This window comes from uncultured Rossellomorea sp., assembly GCF_947488365.1.
Classification (GTDB): Bacteria; Bacillota; Bacilli; order Bacillales; family Bacillaceae_B; genus Rossellomorea.
This window is the reverse complement of the sequence record NZ_CANKZT010000004.1, coordinates 79,653-97,827: the sequence shown is the minus strand read 5'-3', so window position 1 is coordinate 97,827 and position 18,175 is coordinate 79,653. Positions and strand designations below refer to the sequence as shown.

At 42.4% G+C, this 18,175-nt stretch carries 13 protein-coding genes; 2 read left to right on the top strand and 11 right to left on the bottom strand.

What is annotated here, in order from left to right:
* Positions 1-2: 2 nt before the first annotated feature.
* Entirely contained in the window at positions 3-875 is an 873-nt protein-coding gene (gene galU / locus Q1B03_RS14985) for a UTP--glucose-1-phosphate uridylyltransferase GalU (RefSeq protein WP_299742929.1), read from the bottom strand.
* A 317-nt stretch (positions 876-1,192) separates the two neighbouring features.
* Between galU and Q1B03_RS14980 the strand changes: the two genes are divergently transcribed.
* Entirely contained in the window at positions 1,193-1,993 is an 801-nt protein-coding gene (locus Q1B03_RS14980) for a glycosyltransferase family 2 protein (RefSeq protein WP_299742926.1), read from the top strand.
* A gap of 486 nt (positions 1,994-2,479) precedes the next feature.
* Here Q1B03_RS14980 and Q1B03_RS14975 read toward each other — a convergent pair whose 3' ends face one another.
* The 7 genes from Q1B03_RS14975 to Q1B03_RS14945 all read right to left on the bottom strand — a co-directional run bounded on the left by Q1B03_RS14975 (position 2,480) and on the right by Q1B03_RS14945 (position 12,348).
* A complete protein-coding gene (locus tag Q1B03_RS14975; protein WP_299742923.1) occupies positions 2,480-3,448 on the bottom strand; it encodes a hypothetical protein in 969 nt (322 codons plus the stop codon).
* A 5-nt stretch (positions 3,449-3,453) separates the two neighbouring features.
* Positions 3,454-4,827 (bottom strand): O-antigen ligase, encoded by a 1,374-nt coding sequence (locus tag Q1B03_RS14970; RefSeq protein ID WP_299742920.1) that lies wholly within the window; start codon positions 4,825-4,827, stop codon positions 3,454-3,456.
* Positions 4,828-4,884: 57 nt separating this feature from the next.
* Entirely contained in the window at positions 4,885-5,238 is a 354-nt protein-coding gene (locus tag Q1B03_RS14965) for a hypothetical protein (protein WP_299742917.1), read from the bottom strand.
* A 603-nt stretch (positions 5,239-5,841) separates the two neighbouring features.
* The gene (locus tag Q1B03_RS14960; RefSeq protein ID WP_299742914.1) at positions 5,842-8,103 is read right to left on the bottom strand and encodes a SpoIID/LytB domain-containing protein; all 2,262 of its coding nucleotides are present in this window, start codon (positions 8,101-8,103) and stop codon (positions 5,842-5,844) included.
* A 62-nt stretch (positions 8,104-8,165) separates the two neighbouring features.
* Positions 8,166-8,975, bottom strand: coding sequence for a hypothetical protein (locus Q1B03_RS14955; protein WP_299742911.1), 810 nt, complete (start codon positions 8,973-8,975; stop codon positions 8,166-8,168).
* Positions 8,976-8,987: 12 nt separating this feature from the next.
* A complete protein-coding gene (locus Q1B03_RS14950; protein WP_299742908.1) occupies positions 8,988-11,048 on the bottom strand; it encodes a cell wall-binding repeat-containing protein in 2,061 nt (686 codons plus the stop codon).
* Between the two features lie 202 nt (positions 11,049-11,250).
* A complete protein-coding gene (locus Q1B03_RS14945) occupies positions 11,251-12,348 on the bottom strand; it encodes a glycosyltransferase (protein WP_299742906.1) in 1,098 nt (365 codons plus the stop codon).
* 229 nt (positions 12,349-12,577) lie between these two features.
* On the opposite strand from Q1B03_RS14945, the gene Q1B03_RS14940 reads away from it, so the two are divergent.
* Entirely contained in the window at positions 12,578-14,011 is a 1,434-nt protein-coding gene (locus tag Q1B03_RS14940) for a lipopolysaccharide biosynthesis protein (RefSeq protein WP_299742903.1), read from the top strand.
* 674 nt (positions 14,012-14,685) lie between these two features.
* Here the strand turns inward: Q1B03_RS14940 and Q1B03_RS14935 are convergent.
* From Q1B03_RS14935 to Q1B03_RS14925, 3 genes are all read right to left on the bottom strand, one after another.
* Positions 14,686-14,967, bottom strand: a complete 282-nt coding sequence (locus Q1B03_RS14935) for a hypothetical protein (protein ID WP_299742900.1) — start codon at positions 14,965-14,967, stop codon at positions 14,686-14,688.
* 30 nt (positions 14,968-14,997) lie between these two features.
* Positions 14,998-16,107: an LCP family protein gene (locus Q1B03_RS14930; protein ID WP_366141300.1), complete on the bottom strand. Its 1,110-nt coding sequence runs from the start codon at positions 16,105-16,107 to the stop codon at positions 14,998-15,000.
* A 157-nt stretch (positions 16,108-16,264) separates the two neighbouring features.
* The gene (locus Q1B03_RS14925; RefSeq protein WP_299742898.1) at positions 16,265-18,100 is read right to left on the bottom strand and encodes a cell wall-binding repeat-containing protein; all 1,836 of its coding nucleotides are present in this window, start codon (positions 18,098-18,100) and stop codon (positions 16,265-16,267) included.
* Positions 18,101-18,175: the final 75 nt, after the last annotated feature.

The following is an 18,175-nucleotide window of genomic DNA, read 5'->3' as shown; positions in this document are numbered from 1 at the left end:
GTTCATTCTGAAATGATGTCTTTTAACCAGCTTTTCAATGGACCTTTAAGGTCATCTCTCATTAAAGCAAACTCTACTGTTGCTTGAACAAAGCCGTATTTGTTTCCAATATCATATCTTTTACCATTAAAAGAATATCCGTAAACATTTTGCTTCGTATTTAATTCTTGAAGAGCGTCTGTCAATTGAATTTCATTTCCTTGACCAGGCTCAAGGTTTCCTAGAATATCAAGGACATCCGGAGTTAGAACATAGCGCCCCATGATAGCCATGTTGGAAGGAGCATCCTCTAATTTCGGCTTTTCTACCAGTCCTTTGACTTTGAAAAGTGGACCATCGTTCGCAGGGTCTTCCACGTCGATGACACCATATTTGGATACGTCCTCGTCAGGAACTTCCTGTACGCCGATGATGCTTGATTCTTTCTCTTCGAATTCATCGATCAGTTGTTTAAGACAAGGTTTCTCAGAGATGACGATGTCGTCTCCAAGAAGGACTGCGAAAGGATCGTTCCCGATGAATTTTCTTGCACACCAGATGGCATGTCCGAGTCCTTTAGGCTCTTTTTGACGAATGTAGTGAATGTCCGCCAGATGAGAGATTTGTTTGATTTGCTCGAGCTCATCATATTTTTCTTTCATTGCAAGCATTTCTTCAAGCTCTAAAGACTTGTCAAAATGGTCTTCGATGGCACGTTTTCCACGGCCTGTGACGATCAGGATATCCTCTATCCCGGAATTCACCGCTTCTTCGATAATATATTGGATTGTAGGTTTATCTACAATTGGTAACATTTCTTTCGGCTGTGCCTTTGTTGCTGGTAAGAATCTCGTACCTAAACCCGCAGCCGGGATAATCGCTTTTTTTACTCTCAAAGAACTCACCTCTTAGTTTTGTGTAAATCATTTGTTCTTATTCTACTGATTCGAAGTCTTTTTAATAGTGTCTGCAGATTTTGGCTCATTTACGCCCTGTGGAGACAAAACGCCTGAGCAAATTTCTTTGCTCTTTCGTTTTGTTTCCACAGGGCGTACTTTCAGCTGCGCTGAAAGCGATTGAAACGTTCGTTTCAATCGATGAGCCAAAATCATTAATTTTCACGAGTATTATACCATATGTTGTTGATTTCTTAATCTCACAGGTTTATTGTGCTATAATATAGCGAGTAATTTCAGATGTGAGGATGAAGAAAATGATTAGTGTAATCGTACCAACTCTTGGAACGAAGCCAGAGGAATTGAAACGATTGTTTGAAAGTCTTAATAATCAATCATACAAAGACTTCGAAGTCATTATTGTATCACAAGACAATCACAATTATATTACATCCGTTTTAAAAGATGTTAACTTTAAATACAATCATATTGAAATTGACCGCAAAGGGTTGTCACTTGCCCGGAACGTTGGTATTGAGCATGCGAGTGGCAGCATTCTGACGTTTTCGGATGACGACTGCTGGTATAATGACGACTCGTTCCAGCTTGTTGTGGATTATTTCAACGAGAATCTCGAGACCGATGTCGCATGCTTCCAAATCTATGATCCGATCAAGGGCGTTTACTATAAAGAATATGACGAAGAAGAGCAGAAACAGGTTACAACCGGTAAGCTGTTGAAGAAGTCTTCTATTGAAATCTTTATTCAAACGGCGAATATCGAGCCCTCCCTGATTCGATTCGACGAGAAGTTCGGCTTGGGTGCGATTTATCCATCTGGTGAAGAGAATGTCTTCTTATTCGATTTAGCCAGAAACCATAAGTCCATCAGCTATTATCCGAAGGTTGTCGTGAATCATGAGAAGCCTGAGATGCAGACCCGTTTATATGAAAAATCGTTTATCGGAAAAGGTCCTTTGTTTAAGAGGATGTACAATACCCCTACAGCGGTGGTTCTATTGACCCTTTTTACGTTGAAAAAGTATCGTCATTTAGATGAGCCATTCAGCTATTACGGTAAAGCGTTTAGAGAGATTTTCAGGTATGAGAAGAAGTAGTGTTTGATCGTTATGATTCGAGTTGCGGCAGGTGCCCGGTTGTGGGCGCTTGCCGTTTTTTTGGTATGTCGTAGATTTAAATTGTGAACTGATGGCGGTTTTGGTTTATAGGGAATCGATTTCTGTTTGTTTTGGATGGGGATTTCTTTTAGATTGTCCATATTTGGGTGGGAATGTGCTGTTTGGGTAGGTTGCAGGCCGATTTGAGGATGTAATCTGTGGAGTTGGGTTACCTTCGCAGGATAATTCGGTCCTGTTTTGGAGGAAATTGATCCTGATCATCGATCATTAATCCTCGATTGGCTTTTTCAATCCTGAAATTGATTTATTGATCCTCATTTCAATGAATTGATCCTCCGTGTCGAATTTTCTTTATCCCGCAGGTACCAACCGTACCGTCTCCATCTACAGATATCGTTTGCACATCATGTGCCCAATGCAGAATAAAAAAGGTGCACCCATCTCCAATGGGTGCACCTCAAGTAATCACTTCTCTTTTAAAATGACTTCTGTAATCATGTCATTTTCTTTTGTTAATTTCAGCTCATTTTGTTCGAGATCGAGCTCATTTTCGAGATCGCCATGGATCTTTTCGAATTCCGCTGCGGGAATGTTTACCGGGAACTTGATTTCCACAAGTCGCTTATCTTCGTTTAATCCAACAAAGGAGTTGAACTCTTTGTAGTAGTAGTAGAATTCAACTTCGCCTTGCCCTTCAAAGATGTAAACAGGATCTCCATATTTACGGAACAGATTCTTTTCCGAATATCCGATTGGAAGAGGCGTTTCTGGTAAGAGGCCTGCGTCCACGTATTGCAGGAATTCATCGGATAGGACTTTTCTGTTGTTCTTCTCGTAATCGATCCGGAAGCTCAGCGTACCGGACTTTTCGAGAAGCTCTTCGTCCGTTAGCTCCAGGAACTCTTCCGTTGCCAGCTCTTCATTTAATGCACTTATTAATTCGACAATCGGAATTTCTTCTTGAGCCAGTAATATTTTTGTAATCTTGCCCTCTTCTACTTCGAACACAACGCTCTGTTTCTTGATGATCATATACACATACGATGTGGTCGCATTTTCATCTGCTTTGTATTCAAACATGTCCAGCTCTAAGTTGTTGTCAATGACCTTTTGGAGGTTATCTCCTACATTGATCGTGTCAGAAATCTTGAACTTTTTATTGGATGTGATCAGGTAGTCTGCTTCTCCGCCAGTGAAGTGAACGCGAAGCTTCTGTTCTGAATCATCCAGTACTTTATCCTTGGATTCGGGATCTTTCATGACCTTAAATACTTCCTGATACCTTTCTCCTAAGCCGAAATTCAGGAGTGAATATTCGTTTCCGACCGATTTATATTCACTTTTTTGCACCTCTTTTGTTTTCACGCCAACAATAATGCCAAACAAAAGAACCACAAAGATCAGATATGAAAGAAAGATTTTGTATGAACTCAACTGTATCACTCCGTTACATTTAGCTTATCTTTGTGTTTCATTTCACCGATTTTCACTAGCACGGCGATAACTAATAGAACTGCCCAGAATCGTGGTGTGACATAATCCGCTCTGTATAAGGATGTGACCATCAGGTGAAAGTACTCGACTAATGCAATGAAGTAGTACATGTTCTTCATGCCGTTCTTCAATAGGAATACGGCGATGGAAATTAATCCTGTCAGTAAAAGAAGGAGTCCGATGACACCTTGCTCAAATAGCACATCGATAAACATATTGTTTGCCGAGATGGCCAGGCTCATCTGGGTATGAGGTACAATCTTGGTCCCCGCCAGGAACTCATAAGCTCCCGGTCCATATCCAAATAGTCCCGATATGATGGAATGATCGAACAGCCACTGGAATGGCATGACGTACATATAAATCCGGCTTGATTGTGTCGGATCGAAAAGGTTATCTCTTCTTCCCCAAATCGGAGAGAAGAATTTGGCCAGTAGATCCGGATTCACCAAATAAAGACCTGCAATCCCGATGATCCCAACCAACGGAATCATCCACAGGATTTTCTTCGGGAATTTTGGATGGAACATTAAGTAAACCATTAAGAAGCCGATCACCAGTACCAGATTGAAATAGGCGCTCACGGAAAATGTAAAGGCCAGGATGAATAGCGTCGGAATAAGTACGGCGACCGCATACACCCATTTCCGTTTTACAAACAGGAATGCCAGGATAATCAAATCAATCAAGAACGGTCCCATATAGCTTGGTTCATTGGTGAATGAAGTGATCCGAAAATCGAACAGTGTCACTCCTTCCACACTATGAACAAAGGAACGGGTGTTTAGATTAAGGAATGGAATGTTGAACATGAAATAGGCAAGCTGCCAAAAGGCTACAGCCACTAATAACAATATCGACAACGGGTAGACTTTGATGATGCTTGCATTATCCTTTGGCTCATTCACAAGCAAACGGTAGCCGAAGTACACAAACATGAAAAAGCTGAGATAATAGGCAAGTCGCGTGATCATCGAGCTTTTCAAGTAGCTCATATACTCTACGCTATTCAATACCGTAGCCGTATAAAAAGCAGAAAGAATAGCCAGTGCCAATGAGATAAGGAAAAGAATCAGGAAGCGTTTCAAGTATTTATCAAACTCTGAGGTTTGCGTTAAACGTTTTCGATTGAGTACGTAATACAGGAATAATAATGAGCCAACTCCCAATGTCAGCACCGCAGGAACGGGTACGGGGAGAAGCTTGATGTATTTAGCTTGAGTAGAGAACTGGGCGAAGAACAAATATCCGGCCACTAATATCAAGATGATCTGTTTCACCCTCGGCTCATACTTGTTCATGAGTGTGGAAAAATTCATACTAAACTCCTCATTGTCTTTATAGTTTATGGAAGGCTTATTTGTTTCATAAGAGCCTTATTGAATATAGTCTATATCTTTCAGTAGAAGAATTCCGTCCTTCTTCTCCCATTCCGTCATATAAACCAATTCATTTTCTTTATTAAAACGATAGAATTTATTGACAGCTTCGGTATGAAAATAACTTTTACGCTGAGATGTCAGTTTCTCTTTAAGATAGTTGAAGTCCGTTTCTGTCACTGTGTTGTCAGGACTCAGCATATATTTAAAGGTATCCCAATCCGTGTTTTCAATATTATTGCGAATGTATTGATCAGCTTCCAGAAGGTTTCTGAATTTCAATGGCTGATCACCGCAGCCGCTTAAGAATAAAGTGATCAAAATTAGTAGAACGGCAAACTGTCTTTTCATTACAAACTCCTTTCCTATGAGGACCATCGTCTCTTTCGAATTCCTTGTTTCCTATGTAAAAAGGGACGCACCCTGTTAAGTCTTGATAATCAAACAACAATAAAAAATTATACATGAAAACCAACCATTTGAAAATGCTTTGTTCCCTGCCCCTATACGCTTTGTCACCCCTGTCAATACTGAAAAATGACGCAGATTCTCTATGATTCCGTTATGTTAAATATGTGTTACAAACATGTTTTATAGTCATAATTTTGGAAGATTGATCTATATGAGGGAAAGTTACGCTTTTTCAGCTACTCGTTAACTGCCTGTTGGCGGGGGTGGGAGCTTGTATTGGATGGGCAAATTGAGTGTGCATTTAAAGAAAATTCGACCCGAGGATTAATTATCCCGCGAAGACCGCTTCAAGTCATCGATTCACCACTCGAATCGGCTTTCAATCCAGTCTAAAACCACCCTCCCAGCTATAAAGAGACTATCTGATGCCAAAAACCTTCCAGAAGTGAAAAAATAAGATCAATCCATCGTCACAACCCGAAGATCGGAAGTTTGTCCATAAAAAAACTGCCATCCCTAAGAATGGCAGCTTCATGATTCATATTAATTTGCTAAAGCCTGTTGGATATCTTGACGAACAGATGCTGAAATGGCCCCTTTACCGCCTAAGAAGTACGTATCGGCCAGGACCGTACGCTCATCCAGCCATGTTGCCACATTATCCGGTAAGGCATCCTTACGCGTCAGGATTAATGGGGATTTCATCGCTGCTGCCAATGAAGACGCAGGCAGGGCATCGATGAAAATGTCTCCCCGTGCGAAGAATAATGTCTTTTCTTCAAACTCACTGCTGTATTTCTCTGCAATCGTCAGACTTGTTTGGTAACGGTCATCCCCGTATACCCTTGACACGTCTGAAGCAAGATTCATTAATTGGCGTTCTACTCCTGAAGAAACAGCAGACTGACCACCAATGATCGTTACTTTATTAATACTATTCTCTTTCATGTATGCTTCAACGCTCTCATGAAGGGAATCCTTTGTCGTATACAGAATCGGGATTTGCATCATGCTCGCATATGAAGCAATCGACAGGGCATCTGGGGATTTCTCGTCTTTTGTCACAACAAAGATTTCATCATTGTTGTTGATTTCGTCTGCCACCTTCACTGCCGTCTCGTAACGCTCTTTTCCGCTGATGCGGGTAACATCAGATAAGCCTTTCAGCTGACTCTCTACATTGCCGCTGATGGCATTCGTACCACCAAGTAAGTAGACTTTTTCAGGCTGAAGTCGCTTGATTTCAGCCAGTACTGTTTCTGGGAGTGAATTGGATGTGGTTAATAATAACGGTGAATCCATTTTCTTCGCCAGTACACTTCCTGTTAACGCATCGATCGATAAATCGCCGCGGCCGATGACTACTGCCTTCGATTTATTTTCCCAGCCATACTCTGATACACTGACGCTTGTTTCATAGCGGTCGATCCCTTCAAGCTCATGAGAATAGTCGTTTAAGTCCAATTCTCTATTCACGCTTGTTGTTGGATAGTAGTAGCCAAGGATCGTTCTGAAGTTGTTTCCGTCTTTCGACATCTGGTAAGCACCGTATTGGCTCATCCCGATTCCGTGGCCGAAACCGCCGCCGTTGATTGTAAATCGCTCATCCGTCTCGCCAAGACTCTTCACATAAGGACTCTTCATGATTGATGTCCCCAGCATAAAGCGAATGTTATAAGAGCGATCGTTAATCGTTTTGGTTTGCAGTTTGATGGTTTCGTCTTCATTTTTCACAAATCCACTATCTTTTTTCTCAAAATAAGTGAACGATACGGTTCCTTTCAACACATCTGTTGAAGTGAAAGATGAATCCGGGATATCAAAAGAGACATCCTTTATATCGACGATTTTAATTTCACTTTTATCATCAATATGGTTTTTATTTTTCAACCATGATTTCATGTTCGAAATGACCGTTTGATCTTGTTCCTTCACGTCCGACCACCAGAATTCCGGTTTCTTTAGATCCAGCTTGCTATCATCGAATTGAGATTTGGAGAGTGGGACTGCCCAATTTCCGTGTGGTGAGATTTTCGCATCATAGATGTCCGGCTTCGTCTCCAAGTAAGGAACTAATGGGGATCCCCAAACATTTTGATTCGAGAATACTCTTCCCCCATTTGATGAAGAATAAAATGCTTCCGCATAGCTGTCGCCTTTTTTCAGAACTTCACCTTGAGTTTCATTGACCGCTTGCGTAGTATGAGGGTTCCAATCGTACCCTTTATAGACTTGATCACTTTGGCCATCATAAATCGTCCAGTTCCCTTTTTTCAATACAAAGGTTCTGGCTGCGACAGCTTGAGCCTTCAAAGCATCCAGTCCGCCGTTATCGCCCCAGGAAGCAGGCATTTCAGCAGGGACCACGCCTTTTAAGTAGTCTTCGAGATTGATATTGTTCACAGGTCTCACATATTTACTGGATTCAACGGTAAACTCGACTTCTCCTAAATATTGCTTGTCAACATTTCCTTTGATTGTCATGGAACGATCCATCGCTTCTGTAATCGTCGGGATGATCGTAGCGTTCCCATCGAACTTCTTCACGAGTGTGGAACCTTTATATAGAGATAGTTTCCCTGATTCCACCTTCATGGTGTAGGATGCACCCGGCTGGATGAAGATCGACGTTCCCTTCACTTGGTAATCACCGTTTGTCGTAAAAGGAAGTGAACTCTTACTTCCGATATAATTTTGAAGTTTTACAGAAATAGGCTCACCCGCTGCACTTGTATCAATCGGTGCTGCCATCATTCCCGTAACCATTGTGGAAAGAACCAGCATAGATAGTAACTTCTTCTTCAATGTTTTTCCTCCTTGCAGTATGTATTGATGAAGGCGTTCCAAAACGGAACACCTTCAGGATTTTATAGCTCTTCTACTTTTGTCAAAACGGATTCGATTTTATATCCGTTATCCCCGGTTTCTTCATATACTTCTTTGATCATGCCGATCCCGGGAGCATAGTACATGGTATTGATGGTATTCACCTTTCCATTCTTCACCGTGCTTCGAACCGCGACGACATTTTCGTACGTGTCGTAAGGAACTTCGACCGTTTCATCTTCACTGATGATTTCCCATCGGGTTGTGTCACCTTTTCCTTTATGCTTGATGTCGGCCAGTGGTTTTGCTTCTTTATCCGGAGAAAAGCTGTCCAAAATGCTTTCTTTCACGTTCTTCGGATTACTTTCTTCATACACGACTTGAATGGCATCCTGATCCCATTTAAGGATTTGAAGAGTGACCATCTCTCCCACTTTGAATACACGCTGAACATGCGTTTCATTGTGATCGACTACCGTTTCCGTCAAGCTGAAATCCTTGTTTTCAAACGTTTTAACCATGTTTTTTTCAGGCTTCAGCTGTTGGAGTAACAGGTTCACTTCTTCTTTTTCTTTTTCCGTCGTTTCATTATTTTCTTCAGATGTGTCTTCTTCGGATGTTACTTCTTCAGAGCCTTCGGACGGCTCCTCTGCTTCCACTTCCTCTACTTCTTCCTGGTTATCCGACTCTTCATTTACAGAAGTATCTTCATTGGACGTTTCGCTTTCGGCTGTATCCGGTTCTTCCTTCGTTGTTTTCTCACTTGGAGAGGAAGCATTACATGCAGTAAAGACAGTCATAGACAAGATGAGCAGAGAGACTAGAAAGATATTTTTACGACTGTTCAACACGGGTTGTCCTCCTTAATACAAGACATTCTTCATTTTTGCAATGATGGCGTCATCAACTTTCCCGCCAACTTTAATGACTTCTTTTACGCCACCGGCAGGCTGATACTCGAGAATGAAATCTTCTAAGTGACCATCTAATGTGCCGCCTACCAATACGATTGGCGCCTTTGTTTTAACAGATAGGGCTGATGCGGTTAAAGCATCCGGGTAATTCGTTCCCGTGGAAACGATGAATTTGTCCGAGCCCATCACTGATTTAAATTCTGTCAGTACTTTTGCAAGTGTTTTATAACGGTCCGCTCCGGAGAGTCTTTCCACATTGGTTGAATAGCGTTTGATCGATTGTTCAACCGTTGATGAAATGGCACTTCCCCCACCGAGGACCTTCACTTGCTTTCCTTTTACATACGATAGAGCGCTAGAATTGATGCTATCTTTACCTGTCAGCACAATCGCCCATTGATTGGCTGAAGCAATCGGTGCTGCTCCAAGGGCGTCGGCGTAATTTTTGCCTGATGCCACGAACACGCCTTTTACATTCGTCAGCTTTTTATTAATAAGAAGATTCGTAGCATAGCGGTCAGCTCCACCGACTCTAGTAACGGTCAGTCCAAGCTTCGCCAATCGATCTTGAACCGCAGTTGAAACGGCTCCTTTACCACCGATCACGTATACTTCTTTCGCGTTCAATCTCGCAAGCTCATTTTCTACTTCTGAAGGAAGCTGGTCCTTACTGGTTAATAGAATAGGAGCGTTATCCAGTTGAGCTGCCAGAGGCCCGACTGAAAGTGCGTCTGCGAAGTCATATGCCGTTGCGAGTACGACGGCTTTTTTCGCTTTGGAGCTTGAGAAACCGCTAGGATAAAGGTCTTTAGAAACCTTGATCGCCGTTTCCATTCGATCGAGGCCGATCAGGTTTGTATCGTTAATGTAACGATTGATCTTAACTCCATCGATACTCGACCAAATGACTCCTTTGGAATCAATATCAACCACTTTTAATGGTGTTGCCTTCCATTTAGCGTAATCGATTGCACTCTTGACATCGTAATACGACCATAAACTTTTTCCTGCTTCTGTTTGAACACTGTATTTTTTGGGTAAATAATTAGACCAAAGGATTTTTTCAGTGTGTTCATCCACTACTCTGGTATTCGTCAGAGTTCCTGCATATTGGATCGCGTCTTCCTTGATCGGGTATGTTTTAAGCTTGTCATTCCCTTTTTGATAGACACTGTATTCATTCAGATTCTCGTACACTTTTTTCTGCTGGTATTTATCGAATACATATGTATTGGATTGAGACTTGGAATATTGAATGGCTTCCTCTTTCGTCTTATAGACTTTAAGTCTCTTATTCTCTGCGTTATACACTTCAAACACTTTGAAATAGGAAACGATTCCGTTCTTGATACCCTCTGCGGCATTATTTTGGAATGTCCATGTTTTGATCAGGGCTTCTTCTGTCGGATTCGACATATACCCCATCTCCAATAAGAGTGATGGCATTTGCGTGTTACGGATCACATAAAACGCCTGATCATTTCTCATACCTTTGTCTGTCAGGCCGATGGCATTCACCGTACTCGGGTGAATCGTTTCTGCTAATCTCTTGGATTCACTTCCATACGCTACCTGAATGGGATCCGGCGGATATTCCGCTTCCCAGGCATATTTATTATCATAGTGATACGATTCGAATCCTCGTACATACGGGTTTGTAGGTGCCGCATTGTGATGGACCGAGACAAATACTGTTTGATCATTCTTTCCTTTGGCAAATGCATTCGCTAGATCTGTACGTTCTTGAAGACTCAAATACTTTGTACCATCATTATGAGTCATATACACGTTGAATCCCGCTGCTTTTAGCTTATCCCGTAATTTTTCAGAGATTGCCAGATTGGCATGCTTTTCATAAAAACCAGTTGAACTCCCAGAATATCCTGTTGTACCTGAATCCCAACCTCCGTGACCTGGGTCAATGACTACATTCTTCTCAGCCGATGCCAGAATCGGTATGACTAGAAACATAGCCATTGTCACAACAAGCATCGCAATCTTTTTCTTCATTATTCTGCATTCTCCTCCATTATATTAAAATTTTCCTTTATTCTACCATTAATATCGACAACAGTTGACATACTTTTGACATGTTTTCGTAAACTTTTACATAATTATAAAAAAAGACACTCCATTCTCCTTTAACAGGATCTTTGAGTGTCTTTGATATTTATAGGTTTGGAAAAACGCAGCTTCTTGAAAATAGCGACGTTTATCTCTCACCTTTTACTATTTTATTATAAAGATCAATCATTCTCTTAGAATTCTCTTCCCAATCGTAATGATTGATGACGTGGTCCCTGCCGTTTCTCCCCAACTTCTCTCGTTCTAAGGAATCCTTATAGAGATATAGTAGTTTGTCGGCCAGTGCTGCCGGATCTTTAGATGGGATCAGATAGCCTGTTTCCCCGTCCAGCACGACTTCCGGCAGACCGCCGACATTGGTTGCCACAACCGGTACACCACAAGCCTGGGCCTCTACAGCTGAAACCCCGAAGCTTTCAATCAAGGAAGAAATGACAAATATATGAAGAGACGAGATAAAATCAGGAACATCCTCATGAGCGATTCTTCCTAAAAAATCTACATTCTCATTAATGCCCAGGTCTTCTGTCAGTTTCATATATTTCGTCATATAAGGTCCGTCCCCTGCCAGTTGCAGGCGAACGTACTGGCGCTCAGGTCCCAGGGTATCCAGAAATAGTTTAAATCCCTTCAGGAGATACTCTATCCCATACTTCGGCTCCATCCCTTTAGCAATCCCGATTCTGAATTGACCTTCGACCTTTTCCGTCAGGTTCGGTTTGAATTGTGTCGTATCCACACCGAATGGGGTGATGGCCAATGGCTTATTTTCATCTATATATTTTTTTGTTTCCTGTTCCAGTGCAGGACTGGTCGAACAAATATAATCTGCCCTCTTTAATGCGTATTGGAGGATGATCCGATTCATCACATTCCGCTTAGGGAAGTCGTAGATATCCGATCCCCATACCGATAGAATGTAAGGACTGAATCCTGTCAGCGCCCCGATCAGCCCGTAGCTCGAAGCATAATGGGAATGGATCAGATCAGGTTTATAGTTTCGAATGATTTTCTTCAATCTGGAAACCGTAAATAAATAAGAAATCTTGTGATTCAATTTCAGATTTAAATAGACTCTGCTTACATTCTCCCAAGGGATGTGTTCAGTAGAGTCTTTGTGGTTCTCTAAGCTAATATTCATGACCTCGATACCAATCGAATTATAGTAATCAAGCCATTTCTTCGTATGTACATTATTCGCTGGTGCTAATAATAAAACTTTCATAACTCGGGTACCACACTCTCTTTTTTACTACTGACTTGCTGCTATGCCGGTTAACATACTTGTTATGAACAGCCTGACAAAAGAAATATATTCAACAATATCGTTTGTGATATAATATACTAATTGATTTGATACTTCTTATCATAATATAAAAAGCGGTTAAATTGAATTTATTTGTAAAAACTATATAAATTTTGTTAATAAAATGGATCAACAGAGAGGTATTTTCATGTTTAAACATACGTTCATTTATTTTCTATCAAAAGGTGTCCCGGGGATCATCAATTTTGTTGCGATCGCCTTATATACACGCCTTTTATCGCCAAGTGAATACGGTGAATACGCCCTGGTCATTGCGGCGGTCACCTTTGTGAATACAACCTTATTCCACTGGCTCCGACTGGGACTGCTTCGCTACAATCCTAAATACGAAGGCAACCAGAAAGCCATGTTCATCAGCTCCATCACGGCAACCTTTATATCCATGACGATCTTGACGGTCTTCCTGGGTACCGGAGCTTTCATTGTCTATACTCCTTTCCATTCGATGGCTCTCTTATGGTTCCTGGGTATTGGATTACTCACCATGCAAAGTATGTTCGACCTGTTCACTGAATACTTACGTTCTGAGCTTTCGTCTAAACTTTTTGGTGTAGTGACAGCCTTAAAAGTGGTATTGTCCCTTATCGTAGCTGTTGTCCTGATTAAATTCTTCGGATTCGGTGCAGAAGGAATCATCCTTGGGTTGATCATCGGAATCTTCTTATCCATCGTCTTCTTTATTCCGAAGTATCTGCATTTGATCAATATGAAGTTGATCGATCGTGACATGATAAAAGAAGTCGTGAAGTATTCCATTCCGTTCATTGCGGCCCTTTCAATGGAAGCCATCATCCTGAATACGGACCGTTACTTGATTGGCTGGTTAATGGACAAGGCATCTGTCGGGATCTATGCCGTTTCATACGACCTGGCCAAACAAATCCTGTTTCTCCTGATGATGATCATCAATCTGGCCGCTTATCCATTAGTGGTCAAAGCACTTGAAACAGGCGGGATCAAAGAATGCCAGAAACAATTGAATGAAAACACGTCCCTGCTATTACTTGTATCGGTACCGGCGACAACGGGAATGATCTTGTTAAGCGACTCCTTTACTGGGATCTTCCTGGGGGAATCCTATCAAGGGAAGGCAGCGACGATCTTTTCACTGATTGCCCTCGCGATCTTTATCCAAGGCTTTAAAATGTATTATTTCGATCTGGCCTTCCAGCTCGGGAAAAATACGAAGCTTCAGATCTGGCCTGTGCTGGTCGCTGCTATACTGAATGTGATCCTGAACTTACTCCTAATCCCGGAGTACGGAATATTCGGATCGGCTTACGCAACCATCATTTCCTATGTCGTATCGGTTCTGATGAGTGCCTTAATCGGCAAGAAGATTTTCCCGCTCACCTTCCCGTTCAAAGAAGTCGGAAAGATCTTTATCGCGACCGGTGTCATGGCGCTTCTTGTATGGCCGGCCCTTGCCATTGACGGCATCTTCGGATTTAGTGTACAAATTGCAGTCGGAATTATTGCTTATGGGTCTGTAGTATTGGCTCTGAATATTAATGGAATACGTCAGCTTGTGATGCGACGATTGAAGAAATCTCCTCAGTGATTGGGGGGATTTTTTTATTTTTGGGTTTGGTGTTTGGTATTGGGGAGGTGGATTGGGTGGTTTGTTTTTGTACCTGGTCCAATTGGGGGTTGTTTGTACCTGGTACATTTCGGGGTTATTGTACCTGGTACATTTCGGGGTTGTTGTACTTGGTACACTTCGGGGCTGTTGTACCTGGTACACGGATATCAAAGCAATTTAAAGCTAGAGACCCCGCCAACAGGCAGACCATCTATAGAATAGCGACCGTTTTTGCAGTTTTCATTCACTCCTGGAATGTTTTTGGCTTAAGATTGTCCTTTTTTAGCTGGGAATGTGCCATTTGATTGGCATGCTGGCCGATCCAGGGGTTGAATATAGGATGAGGAGTGGTCGTCGCGGGGGAATCGATCCTGATAGGGAGGGGATTGATCCCGATTCATGATAATTGAACCGGTTTTGGTTTTTTCAATCCTCGATATGATTATTCGATCCGCATTTCCATTAATTGATCCTCCGTGTCGAATTTTCTTTAAATTGGTACACTTTATACCCATCCGGCTCAAGCTCACTCCCCCGCCAACAGGCAGACAAACAGTAGCTGAAAAAGCGTAACTTCCGCACTTCAGATTCTTCTTTCAATCGGTGAACGTTTGATAATATTTCTTCACTTTTGGAAGGGTTTCTCTTTAAGATTATCCTTTTTCAGCTGAGAATGTGCCATTTAAGTGGCTAGCTGGCCGATCCAGGGGTTGAATATAGGATGAGGAGTGGTCGTCGCGGGGGAATCGATCCTGATAGGGAGGGGATTGATCCCGATTCATGATAATTGAACCGGTTTTGGTTTTTTCAATCCTCGATATGATTATTCGATCCGCATTTCCATTAATTGATCCTCCGTGTCGAATTTCCTTTACCGATACCCGCACCAAGCTCCAACCCAGCCATTTCACAACAACAAAAAACCCACAGAGCATCACTTCACTCCATGGGTTCGATCTATCATTCTATTCCTCATAACTACTTGAATCCTCGATTTCAGACGATTCCTCATAGACACCTGCGTCCTCTGTTTCATCATAACTGCCGGTATCCTCAACACCAGTCGAATCCTCGACCACGGCATCGTCACTCAACGTTTCTTCCTCTACATATTCCGCATATGACTTAGGTTCTTCACCATTCAAAAAGTCTTTTAACGCTTCGGTATTCGCATCGAGGTCTACGTCTAACACGGCACCCGCGCCTTCATATCGGGCATTTTCGAACGAATTGTCGATGGGTAATCTCATGGTTTCGATCTTATCGACCGGATTCAGGACAAATTCTTTTGCAAGACTGATGCGGTCCATGGACCCGATATTCGTTTCGATGTAGGGTGAGACTGTCCCCATCAGTTTAGGGATCTTGGATACTCCGTTTAATGACAGCATTTCGTCTTTCAGGGCATTGATGACTTCCTGCTGGCGCTTGACGCGGCCGAAGTCTCCCTCTGCGTCATGGCGGAAACGGGCATAGCCCAATAATTCCTTACCGTTCAATTTTTGCAAGCCGGGTTCCAGTGTCACATTAATGTTTGTGGACATTTCTTTTTCTACATTCATTTCAATTCCATCTGGTGCCAGTGCGTCCACAACCTTCTGGAATCCTTTAAAGTCCATTAACGCATAATATTGGACATCTATATCAAAGTTCTCTTTTAACGTTTGACGAAGGAGTTCAGGTCCACCGAGAAAATAGGAAGTATTCAATTTATACTTTCCGTATTCCGGAACATCCACATACATATCTCTCATTAATGAAACCAATCTGGCCTCACCTTTTTCGGGATCGTATTGGGCAATCATGATCGTATCCGTACGGGATTTTTCCTCTCCCCTTGTATCGGATCCGAGAAGTAGAATATTCACTTTTCCGTGCTCATCTTTTTTACCATTGAATTCAGGAATTTCTTCAGATGCCGCCTGGGTTTTACCGGCATTCATTTTTCCAGTTTGATACTGGTAGAGAAAGTACGCCGTTCCAATGCTTAATCCCAAGAAAGAAAGTGCAAGAAAAATCCGGAAGAATCTCTTCCTTCTTCTCATCCGCTGTCTATAGTCATTTCGAGTATTCATGTATGTTTTTCACCTTTCAAATCGAAGATCAATACGAAGAATAATTTTATCATGAAATAGATTAAAAAAATAGAATCTTACATAAATGTAATCTCTGTTTAATAATCCTATCAAAAAAAGACTCTACCTTTGATCGATAGAGTCTTAGTTTTCTATATTAATAATACAACTTTTTATAAAGATCTCCAAGCTCGTCTTCCACATTCATGGCACTTGGTCCTCCGAGCAGGAAGAACTCTTTAAATTCTTTAGCAGCGATGAAATTGTTGACACTTGTAGGCAGCTCTTCCGGGTTGGATAGAAGAAGTGGTGCCTTTTGCTTTGCTGCGAGTACAGATCCCGATAATGCATCCGGGTAGTTCTTCCCGCTCGCAAGAAGTGCTTTCTCATCCGGGTTGGCAAGCGGCAGCTTCTTCGCAATTTCAAGGGAGGTTTCATAACGATCCACTCCGCTTACTCTCTGCTCGCCTTTTACCTTTTTCATGACACCATCGCTGATGACGCCCGCTCCACCGACAACGATCGTGCTGTCCACTCCGGTAAGGGCTTGACTCGTATAGGAAGAAACGGCGTCAGCCGCTGTTAGAAGGATCGGATATCCTTTTACAGATGCATATGGGGCCACGGAAAGAGCATCTGGGAAGTTCTTTCCTGACGCGATGATGGCTTTATCAGGATTCGGATTCACTTGCTCTGAAATAAGCTGGGCTGTTTCGTAGCGATCGATTCCACCGATCCGTTCGGCATCCAATCCCATTCCTTCAAGAGCATCCTTGACTCCCTTGCTGACTGCCCCTTCTCCACCTAAAATGATGACCTTGGAAGCTTTCAAGCGTTTGATTTCAGCTTTCGTTGCTTCAGTCAGTTTGTTTTTTTCCGTCAATAGAAGCGGAGCATTGTTTTTATAAGCAAGAGGGCCACCCGTCAGCGCATCTGGGAAGTTATACCCTTGGGCCAAAACGACCGTATCCGCCTGATTCCAACCGGCCTGGGAAATGTCAACAGCCGTCTTGATCCGGTCGGTTCCGGATAGTCGCTCACCGATCTTGTTCAGTTCGCTTGAAGCGACGTATGCCTCTTGTTTATTGTCTTCACGTTCGGCGTTGTACCAGACGAAGTGATTCGGATTCTTGGATTGATCATATTCAAATCCTTTAAGGATCTCAAGGACTTCGGTTTCACCGCTTGGAAGTTTCGCAGACACTTCCTTGGACTCAGAAGTTGGCCGTTCTCTAAAACGTGATCCATCCGCAGAAATCACTAAATCCCCCGGTTGATACGAATGTTTTGTTGTATGAGCAAGACCATTCACCTCATACTTCTTCTTATCGAATAATAAATAATAGTTTGGCTCTCCTGTATAGGTAAAATCCTCTTTGGCAAAAGAAAGCTCGACTCTATCATTCTTGAAGATGCCCGGGTTTCCACTTGAGAGCTCAGCATATACCCGATCCTGGTAGCTTCCGAAGTTTCTTTCACCCGTTGCCATTTTGATCGGACTATTTTCCTGCACCTGTCCATTGTAAGCTAAAAGGGCAAAATACCAGTTCTCGATGATATCACGCTCATTGTCTCCAACGGTTGGGAGGCTGGTGGAGCGATTCCAATCGGTTAGACCCTTCTCTCCAAGCTTCCACTTTTCGTTCAGAATCTTGATACCTGCTTCAATATTGAAGGCGATGTCACTTTTCAAACGTTCCTCATCATAGCCTGCTGTATCGGTCACCTGCATGATCCCGATCCCGCCATCACCCGAAATATTCGGTTCTCCATCTGCCGTGAATTGCTTCCAACCGCTCTCTTCAGCTGCTAAAGCCTTCACGATTTCGGCGGGAACATCATACTTCATTGCTGCTTCCGTCAACAGTTTATTGATTTCATATTTAGACGGGTTTTCATACCCCGCTGCCTTCGAAGTGATTGGACTCGCCAGTGTCGCGCTAAGTGCCACCGCGGCTATTCCTGATACAAGTTTCTTCATTTTAGGATTCATTGTATTCCCCTTTTAAATGTTATTTTATTCCATCTTAACATAGTATCTAGTAAACTATAACCCTTCTTTATCAAA